The following is a 23,559-nucleotide window of genomic DNA, read 5'->3' as shown; positions in this document are numbered from 1 at the left end:
TGCTATGCTCAGAACAATTTTTGAAGGAGGCGTATTTATATATGGTTGCGTACTGTTGTGCATGTACGCCTTGCTGGCGTATTTGTCTTACCGTGGTATTATCCGTTTCCGTAAAAAAAGCAGTTTCACCGACTATAATCACCTGCTCGATTCCCCGCTCACGCCGGGCATATCCGTGATTGCGCCTGCCTACAATGAAAGCGTTACCATTATCATGAATGTACGTTCGCTCCTGACGCTGAACTATACACGTTATGAAGTGATCATTGTAAACGATGGCAGTACAGACGATACGCTGGAAAAGCTGATTATGGAATTTGAACTGGTGCCCGTGGATTTCGCCTACAACGAAAGGATAGTAACACAACCCGTGCGGCAACTGTTTAAATCTACCAACACCGCCTACGATAAATTGCTGGTGGTCGATAAAGTAAATGGTAAAAGTAAAGCCGATGCTGCCAATGCAGGGATCAATGCGGCCGCCTTCGACTATTTCCTGAACACAGATGTGGACTGTATCATTGAAAAAGATACGCTGCTCCGTATGATCAAACCATTCATGGATGAAGAGCATAAGAAAACCAAAGAGATCGGGGAACCTTGTCCGCAGTGCGGATATGTGCATGTGATGGAAGACAGCCGACAGGTGATAGCCACCGGCGCTACGTTACGCATAGCTAACTCCACGGAAATTGATGAAGGCGTGATCATACGGGTACGCCCCCCCGAAAAAGTGCTGCCCCGTTTCCAGGAAATGGAATATATACGGTCTTACGTGCTGGGGAAAATGGGATGGAGCGTGATGAACAGTGTACCCAATGTTTCCGGCGGGCTGGGCTTATTTGATAAAGAAGTGGCTATCAAAGCCGGTGGCTATGATCACAGCTCTTTTGCGGAGGATATGGATATTGTAACCCGCATGTGCGCATTTATGATCGATAACAAACTGAAATACGCCATACGTTATATTCCCACCACGCAATGCTGGACCGAAGGCCCTCCGAACATGAAAGTTTTCAGCCGGCAGAGGACCCGCTGGGGTCGCGGATTGGCGGAGATCATCACCCTGCACCGGAAACTCATTTTCAATCCGCGTTACAAGAAACTCGGACTGATTGTGTTGCCTTATAACCTGTTCTTCGAGTTTCTGGCGCCCATCATAGAGTTTACCGGTATCCTTTATTATATCTACCTGATTATTACGCACCAGGTAAACTGGCCTTATGCACTTATATTATTACTCTTTGTATACCTGTTCTCCGTGATGATCAGTACGCTGGCCATCTGTTGGGACCAGCTTACCTACGGCTATTACAAAACCTGGCGGGAAGTGATTTCACTGTCGCTGATGGCCCTTTTTGAACCGCTGATCTACCATCCGCTGATTGTATTTTTTGCACTGCGAGGATACTGGTTCTTCGTGACGGGGAAAAAAATCATCGTGGGGAAATATGCAAAGACAGGGATTTGGAAAGAAAAAATAAACTTATAAATGACAAGCAAATGGCTGTATTAAAACATCTGTTAACCGGAATACTGGTGTGTTGGGCGATGCAAACGCAGGCGCAGATTTTAAAACAGAAGAATAATGCAGAAGCACTGTATAACCAGGCCGTCCAGGAAACAAAACTGCAGCACTATGATAAAGCCATCAGCTTATCGCACGAAGCGCTGAAGGCACAACCTGATTTTATTGATCAGCAGCTGTTACTGGCGCGCCTGTATATGCTCACCAAACAATATGACCTGTCCAGGAAATATACCAAAGCAGTACTTGCCAAAAATCCGCGTTACCGCGATGCCTATTATTATGCGATCAATGTAGAACTTACCACGGGAAAATATGCAGAAGCGGAATGTTATGCAGATGAAGCCCTGGCGTATTTTCCCGGCAGCCGGGAATTTATGCTGAAGAAGCTGGGCATACTGGATTTGCAGCACAAAGTATATCGTGGCAATGAACTGGCCGAAACCATCATGAGCAAATATCCTGAAGACACCACCGTGCGCAATGCCTATATTGAACACTACCTGCAAAGCGGTAAGTACTACCAGCAATTAGGCAACAGCGGCATGGCACGTCAGAGTTACGACCGGGTACTATTGGCTGATCCTCATAATCGTGATGCGCGGGAAGCCAACCTGGGCGTGGCATTAAAGGGCGGAAATTACCAGTCGGCGCTGGAGCAGGTGAATGATGAACTTGCCGCTCATCCCGGCAGTTACGACCTCCTCATGCGGAAGCTCAGCATCCTGGAAGACATGCACGCGTATGTAGAAGCGCTGAGTACCTTACAGGAAATACAACGGCGGTACCCGGGAGATCCCAAAGCACGCACTATGGAAACTTCCCTGCGCATGGAAGCCGCTACTTACTATGCTAACATGGACCCCTATACGCTTTATGGCAGTGTGCTGGAAAAAAATCCCGGCAACCGCGAAGCGCTCGATAAACTCATTGGTTACAGTATGGCCCGTGGCGCTTACCAGGAAGCCCTGGCATGGATTAACAGGGGCCTGAAAGCCAATCCCAACGACAGCCACCTGCTGGCATTGAAGATGGATGTATTGGAAGGTGACCGTAAGTATGGCAGCGCCGCGGCACTGGCAATGATACTGTATCAGCGCTCACCCAATCCGGTGCTCAAAGAAAGACTGGTACAGCTGCAAACCGTCACCGGGCGCGAATACCTTGCACAGCAGCAGTACGACCTGGCACTTGCCTCCTTTGAGTCGGCCCTGAAGGTAAGTCCTGGCGACTCTGCGGTGCTGCACCTGCTCGCCAATACCTATATCTCTCAAAAAAACACCTCCGCTGCATTAAAAGTACTGGACCAGGCACTCACTTATTACCCGGCCAATGAATCTTTTCTCCTGAAAAAATCCGGTGTGCTGGCAGATGCCGGCAGGTATGAAGAAGCTGCCGCCATTGCCGGTGAACTGGCAACCCGCTATCCTTCCGATGAGCGCTTCAGCAACAACTTTGTTGATATGCGTTTAACAGCAGGCCGTAATTTAATGAAGGCAGAAGAATATGACCTGGCCAAGCAACAGTTTGAACAGGTACTGGCCATAGTGCCTTCCAACCAGGAGGCGCTCGATTATATGATCAACATGCAAAGCGCCACCGGTAAGCCCGACAGCGCCCTGTACTTTGCAGATAAAGCGCTGACCTTGTATCCCGGCAACCGTGATTTCCTGCTGAAAAAAGCATCCGTGCTTCAGGACATGCATGCGTATAACGAATCTGCTGCCATTACCGCCGACCTGGTGAACCGCTATCCCTACACACTCAAATACAAAAATGCATACCTTACCAGCCTGATGTCGGCCGGTACTGATTACCAGCGTAATCAGCAACCCGACAGCGCGCTGGCCGCGTTTAACCAGGTACTGGCCTTGCGCCCGAAAGATTCAATGGCGCTGTTGTACAGTATCAATATCCTCAACGGGCAGCAACGCTACGACAGCGCCCTCGCCTACACCGCGCAGGGAATAAAATATTACCCGGACAATGAAACCTTTTTAATGAAACGGGCCATCACCCTGGAGAATAAAAAAGATTTCACGGCCGCCGCACTGGTAGCTGATTCGATCGTAAAGCTGCAACCCACTGCCGTGAATACCGACTACCATGATTACCTGGCGAGTAAAACACTGAAGAACCAGTTCGGATTGTATTACCTCAACTCCAGCTATGATTACATGTCCGACAAATATAACATTGCCACTATTGAATACCGGCGCTACATCAAACGGGGCTCTTACGCGGTGCAGTTGAACTATGCCGGCAGAAAAACCGGCAATGGCTTACAGGGACTGGCAGAAATGTATTACACCCACACGCCTAAACTGTATTCTTATGGTATGCTGGCTTACTCCAACAAAACGGTGTTCCCACAATTACGGGCAGCCTACTCGATATTCAAGACCTTTAAAAAAGATATAGAAGTGGAACTGGGAGGCCGTTACCTGAACCTGGACAGTACCAATAGCATTTCCGGTGTGGTTTCTGTGGCAAAGCCTTTCGGCGATTTCTGGGTAAACCTGCGGGGATATGCCATCAGCGAATCTTCTGATTTTTACACGTCCTTTAATCTCACCACCCGTTATTTTATGAACCGGCGGCAGGACTATCTGCAGGTAGTAGCAGGATTAGGTACCTCTCCGGACGACAGGAGCCGGCTGATTAACTTTCCCAATCTTACCGGTTTACTGACACATAGCATTGGTGCAGGCTACCAGAAAATGATCCGGTACCGGACCACACTCGGACTTTTCGGCACCTGGATTAACCAGAAGATCAGTGATACCGGGTACCAGAACCAGTACGATATTTATGTAACGCTTCAGCGTAAATTTTAACGGAATTACAATGTGCAGAATTATGAACAGCCTTTTGTTAATGATCACTACGTTGTTATACAGTGCCTGTCGGCCTCCGGCAGAAGAGATTACACTGGTACGGCAGGGACGCAGCGAATACGTGATTGTGCTGCCGGAACAGGCTACCAAAGCAGAAAGCAAAGCGGCAGGTATTCTCCGGGATTATATCCAACGTATTTCCGGAGCTGCGCTACCCGTGATATCAGAACCTCAATACAAGGACCAGCCGGCGGTGTTTATTGGCAATACCACCCATAGTGCAGGCCCGGCTGAAATTCATGGAGAAGGTTTTTTCACCGGCAGCAAAAGCAGGCAGCTCTTTATCCGTGGTGGCAGTGGCCAGGGAGTGGTGTATGGGGTATATTATGTGTTACAAACGTATATGGGTTGCCGTAAGGATGCTGCGGGTCCGGCAGTAATACCTACGATGAAGGATATACGACTAAACGGCGCTATCTCCGATTTGCAGGAGCCTGCATTTATTTACCGGGAAAGCTACTACCCTCCTTCCATGGATGCCGAATACCTTGCCTGGCATGGGTTACACCGGTTTGAAGACCTTTGGGGCGTATGGGGACATTCCTTTTTCAAGATTCTTCCACCGGATACTTACTTCAGGGATCACCCGGAATACTATTCAATGGTAAATGGTAAAAGGCAGCCGTTGCAGCTTTGTTTAAGTAATGAAAACGTATATACTTTAACGGTAGACTGGTTTAAAAAAGCGATGGCAAACAACCCGGATGCCATGTACTGGTCTGTTGCCCCGCAGGATGGCGGCGGCGGCTGTACCTGCGATCTATGCCGCAAGGCAGATGCAGAAGAGGGCGGTCCACAGGGTTCATTGATCCGTTTTGTAAACCGGGTAGCCAAACAATTCCCGGACCAACGCTTTACCACGCTGGCTTATGGCTATACGGCCAAAGCCCCGTTAAAAACAAAACCGGCGGCCAATGTGTACATTATGCTGAGCACTATTGACGCATTCCGGCAGCAACCACTCGCCCAGGCATCTTCTGCAGCCGGGTTCCGCAAAAACCTGGAAGACTGGGAAGCCACTACCGGCAACCTTTTCATCTGGGATTATACCACGCAGTTTACCAATTACCTGAATCCGTTCCCCGATTACAGCAACCTGTCATCCAACCTCCAATTTTTTGCGGCTCATCATGTAAAAGGCGTGCTTTCCCAGGGCAGCGGCGAAACCTATGGTGATATGGCAGAATACAACAGCTACGTACAGGCGGCCTTGTTATGGCAACCGGCTGCTGATATGAAAAAGGTCAACAGTGACTTTTTAAAGGGCTATTACGGTGCTGCCGCGCCTGCGATGGGGCAATACCTCGACGCGCTCACGAATGCTGTTAAAAGCACCCGTGCGGTGCTGGATATCTACGGTAACCCCATCTACTCATCGCGCGATTATTTATCGCCGGTGCAAACAGACCAGTATTCCGGTTTTCTCGATAAGGCCGAAGCGGCAGTAGGTAACAACCCGCTTTATCTCCAGCGTGTATATAATACCCGGTTATTCCTGGAATATGCGGTGTTGCAGCAATCGCGTTTTTATGGCACCGACAAATATGGCTATCTCCAGCCTGATGGCACGGTAAACCCGCGGTGGCCGCAACGTGTACAGAAATTTGTGGCGCAATGCAAAACAGCCGGTGTGCAGGAACTGGCAGAAGGCGGGTTATCCCCTGATGCCTATGCGCAGGAGTGGCAGGAGTTGTTTTCCCGTAAATGGGTGAAGAGTCTTGCGTTAGGTGCGGCGGTTACCCTTGTAAATCCGTACACGCCGGAGTATACGCCTAAAAAGGAGCGTACGCTTACCGATGGATTAACCGGTGGCAACGACTTCAGTTACAACTGGCTCTTTACTTATGGTAAGGATATGGTAGCTACTATTGACATGGGCAGCAGTAAAACTATCCGCCAGGTCCAAATGAATTTTTTACAGGATGCACGGCATTATATTTTCAATCCTGCACAAGTGTTGGTGGAAACATCTGCAGATGGTACTCACTTTACATCTGCCGGCGTAAAGGATATTCCTGTTCCGGAGGAAGAATACGCAGTACGTATTCATCACTATAGTTTCTCCATCCCGGGCGTTTCGGCCAGGTATATCCGGATCACTGCCAAATGTCCGGCTACACTTCCCGATTGGCGCCTGGTGGAGGGAAAGAAGCCCTCGCTTTGCTGCGACGAGATTACCGTGGAATAACCCTTACGCAAAGGCGGACTTAATACGGTGTATCTTAATTATCAGTTAAATGCCTGCCGGAATTCAAGAGGTGACAAACTAGTTTTCTTCTTAAACAGCGTACTGAACGATTGTGCATGTTCAAAGCCCAAAGCATAAGCAATTTCGCTTACCGATAAATTTGTAGTCGAGAGTTTTTCCTTCGCCTTTTCAATCAATCGCTGATGTATATGTTGTTGTGTATTTTGCCCTGTATGCATGCGCAATAGATCGCTCAGGTAGTTTGGAGACAGGTTCATGAGTTCGGCCATGCGTTGTACCGTTAATAGTTCCGGTTGCGTTGTCGTACTGGTGCTGTCAAAATACTCATCAACAAGGCGTTCAAATTTGGCAAGCAGTTGATGATGGTGGTTTTTCCGGGTGATAAACTGCCGCTCGTAAAATCGATTGGAATAATTGAGCAACAACTCAATTTGCGATAGGATAATTCCCTGGGTATATTTATCAATATGCAGGCATTCCTTGTCGATCTTGTTCAATATTGTAATAAGATCATCTTCTTCTTCAGCAGAAAGATGCAGCGCCTCATTTACAGCGTAGGAGAAGAAGTTATAACCGTTGATGTTGCTTGCCAGAGGATGGGTCAGCAAAAAGTCAGGATGGAAAACAAGCAGGTAACCGGATCCGCATTCTACGTTTTTCAGATCCAGGTATTGAACCTGATTAGGTGCAGTAAAGCTCAGAACACCCTTATTGTAATCATAATGTTGCTGACCATATCGTATTTTACCCTTGACTTCCCTTTTGAGGGCAACACAATAAAATCTATTCACAAAACCTTTCCATACATCATCTTCCAGGAAAGTACTTTCGGCGAGGTTAATCACACTTACCAATGGATGACGTGGCTCGGGCAAAGAGAGCAACCGGTGAAATTCTGAGACTGATCTGATGGCATTCATCATACTAATTTAAACATTTTAAGGTGTAGAATAGCGGTTGCATTCTTAAAAATGCAACCGTACAATACGCTAGTCAATAAGCCCCATACTAAACTCATCGTATGGATTACCGGTATCAGTACCCAACGGCACAATGCTTTCGAGTTTCGACAGATCAGCTTCGTTTAATTCAATTCCGGTGGCCGCTATGTTTTGCTCTAAATATTTTCTTCGTTTGGTACCCGGAATAGGTAAGATGCCCTTATTTATAATCCAGGCCAGTGCCAACTGTGATGTGGTTATTTTTTTCTCTCCGGCCATTGCCTCAATGGCTTTAACCAACTCAATATTCTTGTAAAAATGAGCTTCCTGAAAACGGGGAATTGCCCGGCGAAAATCACTTTCCGGTAAGTCATCCATGGTCCGGATCTGCCCGGATAAAAAACCACGTCCTAATGGGGAATAGGCAACAAAACCTATCCCAAGTTCATTCAAAGTATTCAGTATGCCACGTTCTTCTGTTGTACGCTCAAATAAAGAATATTCACTTTGTACCGCCGTAATCGGATGAACGGCGTGAGCTCTTCTTATAGTTTCTGAAGATACTTCTGATAGTCCGAGATAACCCACTTTTCCTTCCTTCACCAGCTCACTCATCGCCTCAATGGTTTCTTCGATAGGCGTGTTTTTATCGAGTCGGTGCATGTAGTACAAATCAATGTACTCCGTGTTAAGATTTTTAAGAGAACGTTCCACCGCTTTTTTCACATATTCTTTTTTGCCATTAATAGCCCAGGTCACTTTGTTGTTATCATCTATTTCCCAACCGAATTTTGTCGCGATAATATACTTATTCCTATTACCAGCTATTGCTTTAGCAATCAACTGCTCATTTTTGAAAGGACCGTACAAATCGGCAGTATCTAAAAAATTGCCACCTAATTCGAGCGATCGGTGAATGGTAGCAATAGCTTCCTGCTCATCTGCCTCTCCATATATATTTCCTTCTTCAAAACCCGTCATACCCATACAGCCCAAACCTATAATTGGTACAGTCAAACCTTCGCTTCCCAAATTTATTTTCTTCATTACCATACTGTTAATTTTAATAGGTCAAAGTTCGCTAAGAACACTTTAATAGCTGTATGCAAAGCCCTGAAAGTTGTATGCAAATCAAGGACCTGACACCTGGTCTCCCCCTTCCCGGAGGCCCAGAATCGCTCTTCCTAAAAATAAATTTGGAAAATAAACACTGTTCAGTATATTTGCACTGTAAACAATTCAACGTGGGCATAATAGAAAGAAAAGAACGTGAAAAGGCGGAAATGCGCAGGCGTATTGTAGACGTAGCTATTCAAATGTTCGTGGAGGACGGATATGAAAAAGTATCTATCCGCAATATTGCTGATAAAATAGAATACAGTCCCGCAACGATTTATCTTTATTACAAGGATAAAGATCAGCTGTTGTATGATGTGCAAACAGAAGCATTCGCGACCCTGGCAACCGAGTTCCAGCAAAAAGTGAATAGTAACGAACCGTTCAGAAGATTGGAGCAGCTTACGCATGCATATATAGAGTTTTCAAGAAATCATCCGGAGCTGTATGACCTGATGTTTATCATAAAAGCGCCGATGAATGCGGTGATGAAAGAAGAAAAGTGGATGAACGGAGATCCTGCCTATGATGCTTTATATCACCTCATGCAGGAATGTATCGACAAAAAATTAGTGAAGTTTAAAGATGCTACTATAGGCACTCTTTCTGTGTGGGGCTTTGCGCATGGCCTTGTGAGCCTGCACCTGCGGGGAAGATGTTCCAAAGTGTCCAGGGTTTCAGATGAAGATATGCCGGGAGTGGTAGACGAAGCCATTAAAGAATACCTGCGAATGATTAAAGCATAAGTACTGCTTTGTGAAGATGAAGTGAAACCAAAATTTACTTAAAAGCCTTGACGGCTTTTTTTTAAGAACATCATTAAACACTGTTCATTATATCAACAACGATTAACAGAAAGCCAGCCGGCTTTATTTTTTTCGGCATCAATAAACACCGTTCATTATGTACACATCAATCACAAAAGGAGCATTGTTAATAGGCCTGATCACAGCGGGCTTCAGCTCCTTTGCACAAAGTTCTGTGCTGGATCAATACATACAATCCGCTTTCAGCAACAATAAAGGATTAAAAGATCAAAACTTCCAGCTAACCAAATCAATGCTCGCCTTACAGGAAGCAAAAAGCCTTTTTGGACCGAATGTATCGGTACTGGGCAGCTACACCAAATCAGCAGGCGGCCGTACCATCGATTTTCCCATCGGGGATATTATGAACCCGGTGTACAATAGCCTGAATCAGCTGACCAACAGCCATGATTTCAAAAACATCGACAACGTATCGGTGCAGCTAAACCCCGATAACTTTTATGATGCCAAAGTAAGGGCGAGTTTGCCGCTGATCAATGCAGAGATTTATTACAACCAGAAAATCCGGAGAGAACAGATTACACAACAACAGGCCGCCCTGAACGTATACAAACGGGAACTGGTACGCGATATTAAAACGGCCTACTACCAATACTACCAGGCCGCACAGGCGGTGGCTATTTACAACAACGCCTTGTCGCTTATCAATGAAAACATCCGGATCAACGAGAGCATGGTGCGTAACGGCATACGTAACAACACCGCCCTGTACCGCGCACAAACGGAAAAACAAAAAACAGATGCCGATATCAACAAAGCCATTAACGCCCGGCAGAATTCCAAAGCCTATTTTAATTTCCTGCTGAACCGTGGACTGGATGAAAATATTACGCTCGACAGCACCCTTCTTCAGATGCCGGCACAGCTGCCTGGCAAAGATATCAACGGCCGTGAAGAACTGGCCCAATATAAAAGCGCTACTAACGTATACCGCTTAAACGAACAACTTCAACGCTCCTACCTGGTACCCAAGCTCAGCACATTCATCGATCTCGGCTCACAAGGTACCGGCGCGCGTTTCGATAAAGATACCCGCTACTATATGTTTGGCGTAAACCTGGAATGGAACCTGTTTGCCTCTCACAAATACAAATACAAAATCAAACAGGCCGCCAACGAGGTAGCCACCATCACCAATGCCGCCGATCAAACAAGTGACCAGCTACGGTTACAACTATACGAAGCAGTAAACAATTACCAGACAGCAATTCTAAATTTTAAAACAGCACAAAGCCAGCTGTCCTTTGCCGAAAGGTACTATCGCGACCAGATGAAAGTGTATAAAGAAGGACAACTACTGTATATAGAACTGCTCGACGCACAAAACCAGCTTACCCAGGCCCAGCTGCAAACGGCCGTAGCACAGGCTTCCGTGCAAACGGCCTATGCGTCGGTAGAACGCGCACAGGCATCTTATGATATTAACAACAATCACAACAACCAATAAAAACACACCCATGAAAAATACATTGCTCCTGCTGCCCTTTTCCCTGTTGCTGTTTTCCTGCGGCAGCAAACCGGCAGCAACCACCACTGTTTCCGATACCATCCCGGTAAAGATCATGCCGCTGGAAAAACAGGGAACCGCCGTTACGATCAATGCTTCCGGTCAGTTTACCACCGACGATGAAGTATATCTTTCTTTCAAAACCAACGGTATCATCAGCAGCATCCTGGTAAAGGAAGGTGATAAAGTACATAAGGGACAACTACTGGCGACGCTTAATCTCACGGAAATAAATGCACAGGTGCAAAAAGATCAGCTGGCATTTGAGAAAGCCCAGCGCGATTATCAGCGCATTGTGCGGTTACATAACGACAGCGTGGCTACACAGGAACAGCTGGAAAACAGCAAAACCACTATGGACCAGGCAAGACAGCAACTGAGCACCACCCAGTTTAATCGCAGCTTCTCCGCTATCCACGCCACCCAGGATGGTTATGTACTGCATAAGCTGGTTAGCAGCGGCCAAATGGTAAATGCAGGTACGCCGGTATTAGAAACCAACGGCGCCAGCAGCTCCCACTGGTTACTTCGTGTAGGCGTGAGCGATAGGGAATGGGCGCAGGTGAAAAACGGTGATAAAGCCAGTATCGAAATATCCGGTATCCCCGGCGACAGCCTCACTGGCATGGTTACACGTAAATCTGAAGGCATTGATGCACAAAGCGGCACCTTCCTCATTGATGTACAACTCACCGGCAGCAAGCCCCCCGCTATCGCGGCCGGCATGTTTGGCCGCTGTCATATTCAGGCCGGCGCAGCTTCCGGCAGCACTGCATGGAGCATTCCATACGCCTCCCTCCTGGATGGAAACGGCAGCAGTGGTTTTGTATTTGTAACCAACGACAATAAAACCGCACAGAAGATACCCGTTACCATTGCAGGGATGGAAAAAGAAAATGTACTCATCAGCACCGGCATGGAACAGGCAAAGGCACTCATCATTTCCGGCAGTGCCTACCTGAAGGATCAATCACCTATCCGTATCATCCAATAACTATTACGATCATGAAAATAGCCAGATATGCCGTCAAAAATTACCAATTCACGCTGGTAATATTCATAATGATCATTGTGCTGGGCATCACCACCATCCTCAATATGCCCCGCTCGGAAGATCCGGAACTGAGATCCCCACAATTTAATATCGTTGTAGTGTATCCAGGTACAAGTCCTAAAGATATGGAAGACCTGGTGGTAGATCCAATGGAAAAAGAAATCTACGGACTGGACGATATGAAACGTGTTCGTACCTCCATCAGCGACGGTGTGGCCGTTATGCACGTGGAATATAAATACAGCTCCAACGTAGACCAGAAATACCAGGAGCTGGTGAGAGAGGTAAACAACAAACGGCAGGAACTGCCGGCAGATATTTACAGTATTGAAGTGCAGAAACAGGAACCCTCTGATGTAAATATCCTGCAGATAGCGTTAATCTCTGAAAATACCTCCAGGGACAAACTCCGCTACTACGCTGATAAGCTGCAGGACGAACTGGAAAAAGTGCCTTCCCTGAAAAACGTAAAGCTGCATGGCTTACCGGAACAACAGGTAAGGGTAGAACTGCAATTAGATAAAATGGCGCAGCTCCACCTGCCGGTGAATACCGTAATGGCAGCTATGCAAAGTGAAATGGCCAATATACCCGGCGGCAGTATCGATGCAGGTGATAAAAGCTTCAATATCAAAACCAGCGGTAATTATCAGCACCTCGATGAAATCAGCAACACGATTGTATCTGCCGGTAATGGGAAAAATGTTTTCCTGAAAGATATCGCACGTGTATACTATGGTTTTGAAGATGAGAAGTACTTTGTACGGCTGAATGGGCACCGGTGCGTGGTAGTATCTGCTGCTCAGAAATCCGGTGAAAATATTACCAAAACACAGATCGCCTACAAACCGGTGATCGAAAAGTTCAAGAAAACCTTACCTGCCAATATCGATATGGTGCAGTACTTCGACCAGGCCGACGCCGTAAACAGCCGTTTAAGTGGCCTGGGAAAAGATTTTATCATTGCTATCCTGCTGGTAGCCTTTACCCTGCTCCCGCTGGGTCAGCGGCCTGCACTCATTGTGATGATCTCTATTCCACTGTCACTGTCGATCGGTATTGTATTGCTGCAGCTGTTTGGCTATAGCCTGAACCAGCTGAGTATCGTAGGACTGGTAGTAGCATTGGGATTGCTGGTAGATGATAGCATTGTGGTAGTGGAGAATATAGAAAGATGGATGCTGGAAGGGCATAGCCGTATGGACGCCACACTGAAGGCCACCTCACAGATAGGGCTGGCGGTAATAGGTTGTACGGCGGCATTGGTGATTTCGTTTATGCCGCTGGTATTTATGCCGGAAGGCAGCGGTGATTTCATCCGCAGTCTGCCGCTGGCGGTGATCTTCAGTGTACTGGCATCTATGGCTGTGTCACTGACTATTATCCCATTCCTTTCCAGCCGTTTGCTGAAGGAGCATACCGGTAATCCTGAAGGCAACCTGTTTATGCGTTTGCTCAAAAAGCTGATCCATGGCAGTTATGCAAAGCTGCTCGACAAAGCACTGCATCGCCCGGTGATCACGATTGTGGTATCACTGGTAATTTTTGGCGCCTCTATCGGGTTGTTTAAGGTGATTGGTTTCAGCCTGTTCCCTGCGTCAGAAAAGCCACAGTTTCTGATCAATATTTTTGCACCGCCACAGTCGAACCTGCACTATACCAACAGTATTGTACAGCAGATAGAAAAAGAGCTGAAGCAGGAAAAGATGGTAAGCTCTTATGCCAGTAATATCGGCAAGGGCAATCCCCGCATCTATTACAACGAATTACAGGAAAATGAAAAAAGTGACTATGCACAGCTCTTTGTGCAACTGGCCCCCCATACCAGTCCGGCTGACAAAAACAAGCTGATTGAATCGCTCCGTAAAAAGTGGACGCCCTATCCCGGCGCCAAAGTAGAAGTAAAAAACTTTGAACAGGGTCCGCCGATGGTGGCGCCGGTAGAGGTGCGGTTATTCGGAGATAATCTGGACACCTTACGATCTTTAGCCGGTAATGTGGAAAAGATGCTGGAGAAAACCCAGGGCACTATCTATATCAACAACCCGGTAAGTAATCTGAAATCGGATATCCGGGTGCGGATAGACCGTGAAAAGGCGCAGCAGTTGGGTATTCCCACCGCCAATATTGACAGGGTAGTACGTTTAGCCGTGGCCGGTATTAACCTGGGCCAATATAATGACCAGAATGATAATGACTACGACATCCTGCTTACCAAGCAGAAAACGGCCCAACCCACACTGGATGTATTCAGGGATCTGTACGTGAACAACAGCCAGGGAACTGCGATTCCGCTTTCACAGGTGGCACAGCTGCAGCTGGAAACATCTCCTTTAACTATTAAACACCAGGAGAAGAACCGGGTAGTAGCAGTAAGCGCCTTTATAAAGAAGGGCTTCCTGACCGACCGGGTGATAGAAGATGTGGTAAAACAAATGGATGCGCTGAAACTGCCTGCGGGATATACTTACGAGATGGGAGGAGAAGTAGAAAGCCGGAAAAATTCCTTTGGTGGATTTATGAGTGTGATCATTGTGACGATCTTCCTTTTTGTGGCGGTACTGATCCTGCAGTTCAAAACGTTTAAGAGTATGCTCATTGTTTTATCAGTGATACCTTTGGGTATTGTGGGTGCTGCCATGGGGTTATGGCTCACCGGCAACTCGCTGTCGTTTGTAGCGATCATCGGGCTGATAGCACTGGCGGGTATTGAAGTGAAGAACACCATTTTGCTGGTAGACTTCACCAACCAGTTGCGGATGCAGGGCAAGCCCCTGGAAGCCGCTATCAGGGAAGCCGGCGAGGTACGGTTCCTTCCTATTGTGCTCACTTCCCTCACGGCTATTGGTGGATTAATTCCCGTGGCGATATCCACCAATCCACTGATTGCGCCGCTGGCCATTGTATTGATCGGTGGTTTGATCAGCTCTACTTTGTTGTCGCGTATCGTTACACCGGTGGTGTATAAACTGATTCCCCCAAGGATTAAAGCTATCAACAACAACGGACATAGTTCACAAAAACGGCAGGACCTGGAAGAGGAGGAAGTGATATTAGCGCCGCATGCTATAATTCACAATTCGTAATTAGCAATTAGTTCCTTACTTTTATGGCTAATTTGCAGTCACCAATCCTCTGAAAATTAGTTCTTATGAAAAAAATCTTCCTGGCATTTGCAACCATGCTCCTGATGATCTGTATCAGTTCACAGTCGTCACAGGCACAATTGAAACGATTCAGTATCGGTCCTTTTGTTGAAGCAGGCTTCCCGGTAGGCGACTTCGGTGATACCCACAATACCGGTTATGGTGTTGGTTTGGGCGCTGATGTAAAGCTGATAGCAGGTTTAACTGCTGTGGGTTCCGTAAGCTACTTTCATTTTGGCGGTAAGAGCTTTAACACAGGCACTGTAACCGGCGACTATCCGGACTACAACGTAGTACCTATCCGTTTGGGATTGCGGTACAACCTGATCTCTATTCTTTATGTGAAGTTAGAAGGCGGTACTGTTCAGTATACCGGTAAAAACTACAGCGGCGTAGGCGGACTGGTAGCTCCCGGTGTTGGTATCCGCGTACTGGGTTTGGATGTGGAAGCCAAGTATGAAGCATGGTTTAAAGATGGCACCAGAAGTTTCTTTGGCCTGAAAGCCGGATATAATTTTTAAAGATAAAAAAAGCTGGTAGTTACAACTGCCAGCTTTTTTTATCTCTTTAGAATATCGTTGCTGTCCATGTTCTTTCAAACAGTCCATCCGGCGCCAGCCGGTTGATCCCCTCTTTCTCTTCCAGTTCCCCGGTCGCATTTACGCTATCGGCAATGCCGCACCAGGGTTCAATACAAACAAAGTCCGCATCTTTAGCCGCCCATATGCCCATGTACGGAAAACCTTCAAAGGCCAGTGTTAAGCCGTGTGGTGTACGGTTGCTTTTAATGCTGATGGCCGTGGAGGCCAGGTTTTTAAATACCAGGGCATCATTATAAAACAGGGATTTCTTAAGCGGCAGTTCATGCGTATGCTGAAGATACGGAACAGGTGCGGTTTCTACCTGTCCGCCGGCCGACAATGGCCAGATCCCCGCTTCTTCTTCTTTATTAAAATACAGGTAATAATCTTCATACGTTGTATCCGGCACCAGTGGCAATTTAAAGGCCGGGTGGGCGCCTACCGAGAAGAACAGGGTTTTATCATCGCGGTTGAGCACCTGGTAGGTTACCTGTAACTGATCGTCCTGCAGGAGGTACTGGATGGTAAAGTCGAAACGGAAAGGATATACTTTACGGGTAGTTTCATTATCCGAAAGACGGAGACTGATGTATTCCGCTCCCTGTTCTGACACCGTAAACAATTGTTCCCTGGCAAAACCATGGCGGCCGAGCGTGTAGAGCTCTCCGCGGTATTGATAGGTATTCTCTTTCAGGCCGCCGACGATGGGGAATAACACGGGGCTTTTTTTACCCCAGAAGGCGGGGTCGCCACTCCATAAATATTCGAGGCCGGTATCTTTCCTCACAATGCTCTGCAGTTCTGCTCCCTGGGGGTTCACCAGTACGGTGAGTTTTTCGTTGGAAATCTGTATCATAGTCTGAAGCTGTTATAATGGATCCATGCGAAGATAGGCTGTAAATGGAACAAAGCTTTGTACCTTTGCCAGGTATTTTTTAACCTTACAAAGCGAAGGCATTATGGAATCATTAAAAGGAAAAAAAGCCCTGATCACCGGTGGGGGCAAAGGTATAGGCCGGGCGCTGGCAGTGGCGCTGGCACAGGAAGGCGTGGATATAGCCCTGTTGGGGCGTAGTGCCGGTTCACTGGAGGCCGTGGCAAAAGAAATCAGTAGTATAGGCGTAAAAGCAGCTTACGCAACTGCAGATGTGAGCGATCTGCTGGCGGTAAATGAGGCAGTGGCCCAGCTGACAAAAGAGCTGGGGGAACCTGATATCCTGATCAACAATGCCGGCATTGCTGCTTTTGGCAATTTCATGGAACTGGAACCTGCTCAATGGGAGCAGATCATCCGGGTAAACCTGCTGGGCGTGTATTATGTAACCCGGGCGGTATTACCGGGTATGATAGAAAGAAAAACCGGCGACATTATCAATATATCTTCTACTGCGGGACAACGGGGCGCACCACTTACCAGCGCTTACAGTGCCTCCAAGTTCGGCCTGCTGGGCTTAACAGAATCGCTGATGCTGGAAGTAAGGAAACATAATATCCGGGTAAGCGCCTTAACGCCGAGCACTATTGCGACGGATATGGCAAAAGACCTGAACTTAACGGATGGGAACCCGGACAAAGTATTGCAGCCGGAAGACCTGGCGGAGTTTGTAGTGGCGCAGCTGAAGCTGAACAGAAGGGTGCTGGTGAAATCAGCGGGGTTATGGTCTACCAATCCATAAACGCGGGGATCCTTGTTTCAGCAGGCGCTGTTCTGCTGAAACAAGATAATCCGCTTATTTATTACAAATACGATAGGCGTATCCGATAGAGGCAGTAGCGGCGCCGGTATTATTTTTACCATTAGCACTGCCTTCCTGGATATTGAGGAAGCCATAGTTTCCACCCCCTTCCACAAATACCTGGTGACGGCCAAAAATATAGGCCAGTCCTACGTTTCCACTTACCCCAAGATTGAAAGTATGTAACTGGTCTTTGATGTCTGTTGTTCTGTCGAAAGACTGAGGCTGCTGCGTAATCGGCTGTTTCCCTTCTTCATCGAGGTAAAGGATGCTGCTGCCGCTGGTAACCTGTTTAGCGCTCAGGAGGAAGCCGAAAAACGGGCCGGCATCCACGTAGAGGCGTAACGGTGAGGTAGGTCCCAGGTTCCAGCCAAATTTGGCCAGGATGGGGACCATCAGGTAGTTCAGTTTTGCCTGGCTTTCGAAATTGGCATACAGGTAGGTTGGCGCAGGCATACCGGGAGGCAATGCGGCTGCCATTTCAGGCGGGAACGGGAATGCCTGAAGCCCTTCTTTTTTACCACCCTGCGAAGAGTAAGAAATCATAGCTTCAATAGAAAACAGTTTGCTGACGTGGTATTCACCGAGGATACCGAAATCCGGCCCCTGGCGGGAGCTGTAACCGGTGTTGAGTGGGTTGCTCTCACTACCGCCGGCAGTAAGATTCGGAATACTGATGCCTCCGCGGACACCGAGATCGACCTGCGCCTTTGCCTGTAAACCGAAAAATAGCAAGAGGGCAGGCAGGAGCCATTTGTAAGAGCGATAGTGTTTCATAGTAAATAGATTGTATATCGAATTTAACACTTATCTCACATTACTCAGCCAACCTGCTACAAACAATAATACCTCACGGCTGGTGGGTTCGTTATGCATTTCATGGTACATGCCCTCCCACTCGCGGTAGGTAAGCAAGGCCGATGGCGCCCTTTCAGCAAATAAGCGGGAGCCTTCCACAGCGGTAAATTCGTCGGCATTACCGTGGATAAGCAGGGAAGGCACGCATAGTTCAGCCGCATGCAACAGGCACCAGGCGCCGTTTTGGATCATATCATTGGCCAGTCGCAGGCTCAGTTTATCATGCCGCAGGGGATCTGCCCTGAATTTTTCTACTTCCGCCTTATCATGTGAAATTTTGTTGATGTCCAGCCCCTGTTTGATCCGGATATTGGGGGCGATGGCACTGGCCACTTTCAGTACTCCTTTCAGGAAACCGCCGGGGCGCATGCCAATGATCAAAGCCGGCGCGGAGATCACCGCCGCCAGTATATCGGGCTGCCGCCGGAGTAAAAAGCCCGTGAGCACGCCGCCGCCCATACTATGGCCGTACATCACCACCGGTTTGTGGTAGGTATTCGCTACGTAACGCACGAAACTTTGCAAATAATCGAACATAAAATCAAAGCCTTTGGAAGCGCCTTTGGCGCCATCACTTTTACCGTGGCCATAATGGTCGATGCCGATCACTGTATATCCTTCCTTCATGAAAAAAGAGGCTACCTGGTCGTAGCGGCCAATATGCTCTCCGATGCCATGTACAATGATCATAACCCGCCCGGAGTTTTCTGGGCTCCAGATGATACCGTGAAACCTGGTACGCTGATAAAACCAGTGAAATTCATTCATAGCCGGAGATGCTGGTGCAGAAACGAAGATAAAGAATATCTTTACGCCCTATTTCAACCAGATAAAATTAACTGAATAACACACATGAGCAAACAAGCCACCACTTCGCCGGTATACAGCATTCCTTTAAGTTACCGTAAGATGGAAAACCTGCATATTGTTTTCTGGCTATTGAAAGATATCAGCTGGTGCATGATATGGAAGCCCCTGGGCGTAGCGATGATCTTTCCCACCCTGATCATTTCTATCGTGATCGCCTGGCGTACCCGCCAGTTCATGTCGGAGCTGTGTCATAATGTGGCGATCTCTGTGTGGATTGCGGCCAACTCTTACTGGATGATCAGTGAATTTTTTCATTTCGACACACAGGTAATTACAGGCGATATTACCTTTAAACACCTGGCGCTGATTCCTTTTGTAACCGGGATTCTTATACTGGCCTATTTCTACCTGTATTATCAACCCAGGCATAAAGAAGAAGCAGAAGTGATCACTGAATAAGGCGTGTATGCAACAAGGTTTGTATTTCCGGTTCCAATAGTGATTTCTTTTCCACCGTAATATTTACCAGGTAATAATTATTCCCGCTGCAGAGTGCATCCCATCTCCATTCGAGCTGGCTGTTGCTGTGGCGGGTACGGCTTTCGTACCACCAGGCAGTGTATAACGTAGTGTTCTCTTTTTGTAATTCGGCAGTATATACTTTCGTGTCCGCTATCGTTACTTCCGCTATTTTATAAAACCCAAAGCCACTTCCTTTCCAGCAAATCATCGGTTGGTGATCTGTAAAATAAAAGCCCGGAATTCCTTTTACATACAATAATGCGTTGGCCCTGGTTTGTTTGATAACATGATCGTCCAATACAGCGTAGCTGTAGCCGGGCAAATGTTTTACCTGCTGGTCCATTTCGCCGGAAGCAGCGCGTTTTCCCGGTATAAAAAAGTGCCCACCGATAATGCCTGCGGCCAGCACTCCGTGTAACAACCAACCATATAACGGTGGCGGGTGTACGCCGGTATGTACTGGCTTTGCCTTTCCATAGCGTTGCAGCATCCATTTAACACCCGGTAGCAAGGGAAGGATTACATAGATCAGCAGTGTGGCAATCCCCATAGCATCATGCGCCATTGCTTCCGGTGGCAAAGCAAACTGCACCAGCAGTATAATACGGAACAGGTTAGCAGTTATATTTAACTCGGCAATAGCCAGTAATACCACCAGGACTCCGGTAAACGGCAGCACTTTCTGATAACGGCGTTGATAAAGGGCTATCAGCATCACGCCGCAGAGCAGCGAGGTGAGCATCATCTGTAAACCCATACAGGCAGGGTCTACACTGAACTCATTACTTCCCAGCAGGATCATATTACCTGCGGTGGTAACAGCGGGGTTTATGCCCGCCAATATGTTACCAGCTACACCCGTGAGCCATAGCCTGATCGGGAAGGTGAATACATTGACCATAAAATCAATTGCCGGCGCAATGAGCGCAGCCGTGATGAAAGTGAGCGTTTGTAATCTCCCGAAGAAATATTCTGTTACAAAAAATAAGGCGGTGATAATCGTGGCATACCGGATAGTTAATACGGGGATCTGCCACAACAGTAACAAAAAGAGTAATGCTATCCAGCCGCAACGGGTACTCCCGGGGCGTGACCGGTCGGGCTGAAACACCACTCCCATCGCTATTACACACAACATAAAGAAAGTACTCTTCCAGGAAAAATAATGTTGCAACTGCAATACACCGGTTATCGCATAAACCACCGGCAGTATCAATACCGGCAGTTTTGTTCTTCCCATTAATAACCGTATATGCGGTAACGTTAGCATACGCTTCTTTTCCGATTAAATAATTTTTCGAACCGCACATAGGCGAGTATACCTATCGCTATTATGAAGAGTGCCCATTCATGCGGTTCGGGTACGGCCCCATGTCCCTTAAGAGAGGCGTTCTTCAGGCTGTTTACATCATCGCTTATCTCAAATTTATCATAGTCGGCCTGCGCTTCGAGTACAATCAAACTCGACAATGGTGTTACCACGTAAGCAGCTTTTGCAGTATTGATCAGCGCTGTTTCTGAAGACAGATCCTCTCCTGTAACTTTTGGTCCCAGATCCTTCAGAATGGAATTATAGGCAAAGAGGCGCGCCAGGTGGTCGGGTCCCTGTGTTTGCATACTGCCCGTGCTCCGGGCAATGCGGATACGCGCATCTTCCATGATCAGCTGCTTGCTATCCTCCTCTTGCTGCAGGAAGCTGTTGTTGCGTAATTGTGACAGCAACTGATTCGTGGATCCATTTTCGTATACCAGTGACCGTGATTCTTTCAACGTAGCCAGGTAAGGGCTCAGGATGTTACCTATATGATATAATCTTACTTTCCCGTGAGATAAAAAACTGCGCAGATTACTCCTGAAAACGGAACTTTCCAGGTCGCTGAGCTGAGGCGAAATATTGTCTGAACTGCTGATCACCAGTGCTGTTGGAGGATTTATTATTTTATAAAACGGAAAGAGGGAAAAACGCTGGTCGTGCAATTCGTTAAAAAGATCCTTCCTGTTTTCTTCGTTCACTGCTATCATTCCGTTCCGGGGATGAAACATCCATACTTTCTTACCTTTCAGTTGGGTAAGGATCTCCCGGTAATTATCATAATTCCAGCTATGATTTACATCCAGGTAATAGTTCTCCGGTGCAAAAAATTCATAAGATGGCTTGTAAGGTAACAACGTATATCGCTCACCGTTAAAGCTGAAGGCAGCATTGTTTATTGCCTCATCAGGCATTGTTAACTCCCAGTCCGCATTATACTTCCCGATTTTGCCAACCGTCTTCCCTTTATCCCTATAAAACCCGGCCGGATAATTCAGTCCTCCGGGCCATTTATCCATATTCAGTTTTACTTCATAACGCGCCCCCTCATATGCCGGCCCTTCAAACCATACCGGTTGATACACCAGTTTACCCTGTTGTACTTTCAGCGGAGAGGTAACCCCGATCTTAAATTTCCGTTCTTCATTTTGTGGCACCGGAAATACACGCACTACTACGCGGTTGCCTTCCTGCCAGTGTACCACCGACGGATCACGGCGTTGCCTGCCAACGATTTCCGAATAGGCTTCTGCAGCTTTTGCCTGGGTAGTGAGGATGGCTTTTTCTTCATGGTTATTGATCCATAACGAGAGGGAAGTAACCATTGCGCCTTCCGGCAAATGCAAGGTATAGATCGCCTCCTGGCTGTTACTCCATCGCTGTTTCGGAATATTTTTAACCGTGTAGGTATTTTCCGTGTATGCCAGGTGATACTGTGGCCAGATGTCGGCGGTTGTGCCCACACTGGTAGTTACCAGGTCTTTCCCGCTCCAGTAGCGGTCTACTGCATAATGTCTTTTATCAAACATTACATTCAGCATCTTCAGCCGGTCTTCTTCAGGGATAGCAATAGTGCCAAACAGGGCGCCCGCGGTCATAAACAGGGGATCATGCGTCAGCTTTTCACCGAACTCCCTGGTAGGCGTACTCCAAAGATTGAAACCCGACCGGATACCCGGGCTGGTATAAACAATACCTGTTTTCAGCAGCTGTGCTGTTATAAAATCAATCCGTGCTTTCTGCGCGGCCCTGATCCAGGGCGGCAACTCTTCCCTTACTGCAACATGGCTGTTGTTGTAGGCCTGCTCCATTCTACTTTTGTCTGCTATATATATTACGGAATACAGCACCAGCATCATGAATGCCAGTGCGCCCGACCATAAATAAATGAGCCGGTAACGGTACACCGGCCATATGAGCTTTCTCACCATCCGGAAGTTAAACCATAGTACGAAAACCGGAGAAAATGTAACGATGGAAAGCCCGATAGCAATCAGGGCAATCATGCTGACAAGATACACCGGTACCAGGTAAACGGCGAGGTAGAAAGGCAAAAGCATTGTAAATCCAAGCACCGCGCATTGCAGGTATTTCATCCATTCCGGCCATCTTTCAAAAAATGCAAATGCCAGTATATTGACACAAATAAAAATCAGCATGACCACTAACCAGGTGGCTGACGACTCAAACAGACGGATACTGTCATTTACTGTATAGGCATCAGTGAGCAACAGCACCACGAATACAGACATCACTTTCCTTCTCCCCTCCCATGGTTTAAGAAAGCCGCCGATCCAGCAGCTGAAGAAATAAAGTAACGTTAGCAGGTGTGTAATGATGAATGAAGCTTCTGTGCCTTCCGGTAAAAAGCAGGAATAGCACTTCGCGAAAAGGGCAAAACATAACAGTGTCAGGCCGAACACATAAGGCGCCGGCAAGGTTCTGGAGGTAGTGGCTTCCATTATAGATGATTTGAATACGCCTCAAATGTATGAAACAAAAAGTACTTTGCATT

The 23,559-nt window shown here is 47.3% G+C and carries 17 protein-coding genes; 10 read left to right on the top strand and 7 right to left on the bottom strand.

Features of this window, described 5'->3' with window-relative positions; all coding sequences use genetic code 11:
- The first annotated feature begins 4 nt into the window (after positions 1 to 4).
- Genes QFZ51_RS13960 through QFZ51_RS13950 form a run of 3 tightly spaced genes read left to right on the top strand, consistent with a single transcriptional unit; the run spans position 5 to position 6,613 of the window.
- Positions 5 to 1,492, top strand: coding sequence for a glycosyltransferase family 2 protein (locus QFZ51_RS13960; protein WP_429046592.1), 1,488 nt, complete (start codon positions 5 to 7; stop codon positions 1,490 to 1,492).
- 11 nt (positions 1,493 to 1,503) lie between these two features.
- Positions 1,504 to 4,365: a tetratricopeptide repeat protein gene (locus tag QFZ51_RS13955; protein WP_429046591.1), complete on the top strand. Its 2,862-nt coding sequence runs from the start codon at positions 1,504 to 1,506 to the stop codon at positions 4,363 to 4,365.
- A 22-nt stretch (positions 4,366 to 4,387) separates the two neighbouring features.
- Complete coding sequence (locus QFZ51_RS13950; RefSeq protein WP_429046590.1) at positions 4,388 to 6,613, top strand: DUF4838 domain-containing protein; 2,226 nt, start codon at positions 4,388 to 4,390, stop codon at positions 6,611 to 6,613.
- 41 nt (positions 6,614 to 6,654) lie between these two features.
- Here QFZ51_RS13950 and QFZ51_RS13945 read toward each other — a convergent pair whose 3' ends face one another.
- Positions 6,655 to 7,557 (bottom strand): helix-turn-helix domain-containing protein, encoded by a 903-nt coding sequence (locus QFZ51_RS13945; RefSeq protein WP_429046589.1) that lies wholly within the window; start codon positions 7,555 to 7,557, stop codon positions 6,655 to 6,657.
- Between the two features lie 66 nt (positions 7,558 to 7,623).
- Positions 7,624 to 8,628: an aldo/keto reductase gene (locus tag QFZ51_RS13940; RefSeq protein ID WP_429046588.1), complete on the bottom strand. Its 1,005-nt coding sequence runs from the start codon at positions 8,626 to 8,628 to the stop codon at positions 7,624 to 7,626.
- Positions 8,629 to 8,819: 191 nt separating this feature from the next.
- Between QFZ51_RS13940 and QFZ51_RS13935 the strand changes: the two genes are divergently transcribed.
- From QFZ51_RS13935 to QFZ51_RS13915, 5 genes are all read left to right on the top strand, one after another.
- Positions 8,820 to 9,437 (top strand): TetR/AcrR family transcriptional regulator, encoded by a 618-nt coding sequence (locus tag QFZ51_RS13935; protein ID WP_429046587.1) that lies wholly within the window; start codon positions 8,820 to 8,822, stop codon positions 9,435 to 9,437.
- Between the two features lie 157 nt (positions 9,438 to 9,594).
- Entirely contained in the window at positions 9,595 to 10,965 is a 1,371-nt protein-coding gene (locus QFZ51_RS13930) for a TolC family protein (protein WP_429046585.1), read from the top strand.
- A gap of 10 nt (positions 10,966 to 10,975) precedes the next feature.
- The gene (locus QFZ51_RS13925) at positions 10,976 to 12,019 is read left to right on the top strand and encodes an efflux RND transporter periplasmic adaptor subunit (RefSeq protein ID WP_429046584.1); all 1,044 of its coding nucleotides are present in this window, start codon (positions 10,976 to 10,978) and stop codon (positions 12,017 to 12,019) included.
- Between the two features lie 11 nt (positions 12,020 to 12,030).
- On the top strand, positions 12,031 to 15,165 hold the full coding sequence (locus tag QFZ51_RS13920) for an efflux RND transporter permease subunit (RefSeq protein ID WP_429046583.1): 3,135 nt from the start codon (positions 12,031 to 12,033) through the stop codon (positions 15,163 to 15,165).
- 65 nt (positions 15,166 to 15,230) lie between these two features.
- Entirely contained in the window at positions 15,231 to 15,746 is a 516-nt protein-coding gene (locus QFZ51_RS13915; RefSeq protein ID WP_370911277.1) for a hypothetical protein, read from the top strand.
- Between the two features lie 46 nt (positions 15,747 to 15,792).
- On the opposite strand, the gene QFZ51_RS13910 is transcribed toward QFZ51_RS13915, so the two are convergent.
- Entirely contained in the window at positions 15,793 to 16,662 is an 870-nt protein-coding gene (locus QFZ51_RS13910; protein WP_429046582.1) for an aldose 1-epimerase family protein, read from the bottom strand.
- A 103-nt stretch (positions 16,663 to 16,765) separates the two neighbouring features.
- On the opposite strand from QFZ51_RS13910, the gene QFZ51_RS13905 reads away from it, so the two are divergent.
- Positions 16,766 to 17,482: a 3-ketoacyl-ACP reductase gene (locus tag QFZ51_RS13905; protein WP_370911275.1), complete on the top strand. Its 717-nt coding sequence runs from the start codon at positions 16,766 to 16,768 to the stop codon at positions 17,480 to 17,482.
- A gap of 54 nt (positions 17,483 to 17,536) precedes the next feature.
- On the opposite strand, the gene QFZ51_RS13900 is transcribed toward QFZ51_RS13905, so the two are convergent.
- Together QFZ51_RS13900 and QFZ51_RS13895 are read right to left on the bottom strand one after the other, a co-directional pair.
- Positions 17,537 to 18,319 (bottom strand): porin family protein, encoded by a 783-nt coding sequence (locus QFZ51_RS13900; RefSeq protein ID WP_429046581.1) that lies wholly within the window; start codon positions 18,317 to 18,319, stop codon positions 17,537 to 17,539.
- A gap of 30 nt (positions 18,320 to 18,349) precedes the next feature.
- The gene (locus tag QFZ51_RS13895; RefSeq protein ID WP_429046580.1) at positions 18,350 to 19,090 is read right to left on the bottom strand and encodes a lysophospholipase; all 741 of its coding nucleotides are present in this window, start codon (positions 19,088 to 19,090) and stop codon (positions 18,350 to 18,352) included.
- A 162-nt stretch (positions 19,091 to 19,252) separates the two neighbouring features.
- On the opposite strand from QFZ51_RS13895, the gene QFZ51_RS13890 reads away from it, so the two are divergent.
- Positions 19,253 to 19,669: a hypothetical protein gene (locus tag QFZ51_RS13890; protein ID WP_370911272.1), complete on the top strand. Its 417-nt coding sequence runs from the start codon at positions 19,253 to 19,255 to the stop codon at positions 19,667 to 19,669.
- Here QFZ51_RS13890 and xrtN read toward each other — a convergent pair.
- Both xrtN and QFZ51_RS13880 read right to left on the bottom strand, forming a co-directional pair.
- Positions 19,659 to 20,972 carry an exosortase N gene (gene xrtN, locus QFZ51_RS13885; RefSeq protein WP_429046579.1) on the bottom strand — a complete coding sequence of 438 codons (1,314 nt, stop codon included), beginning with the start codon at positions 20,970 to 20,972 and terminating at the stop codon, positions 19,659 to 19,661. The genes QFZ51_RS13890 and xrtN overlap by 11 nt on opposite strands.
- A 23-nt stretch (positions 20,973 to 20,995) precedes the next feature.
- Positions 20,996 to 23,506 (bottom strand): XrtN system VIT domain-containing protein, encoded by a 2,511-nt coding sequence (locus QFZ51_RS13880; protein ID WP_429046578.1) that lies wholly within the window; start codon positions 23,504 to 23,506, stop codon positions 20,996 to 20,998.
- Between the last annotated feature and the right edge of the window lie 53 nt (positions 23,507 to 23,559).

Source organism: Chitinophaga sp. W3I9, assembly GCF_050434025.1.
Lineage (GTDB): Bacteria > Bacteroidota > Bacteroidia > Chitinophagales > Chitinophagaceae > Chitinophaga.
This window is presented reverse-complemented; position numbering and strand designations above follow the sequence as displayed.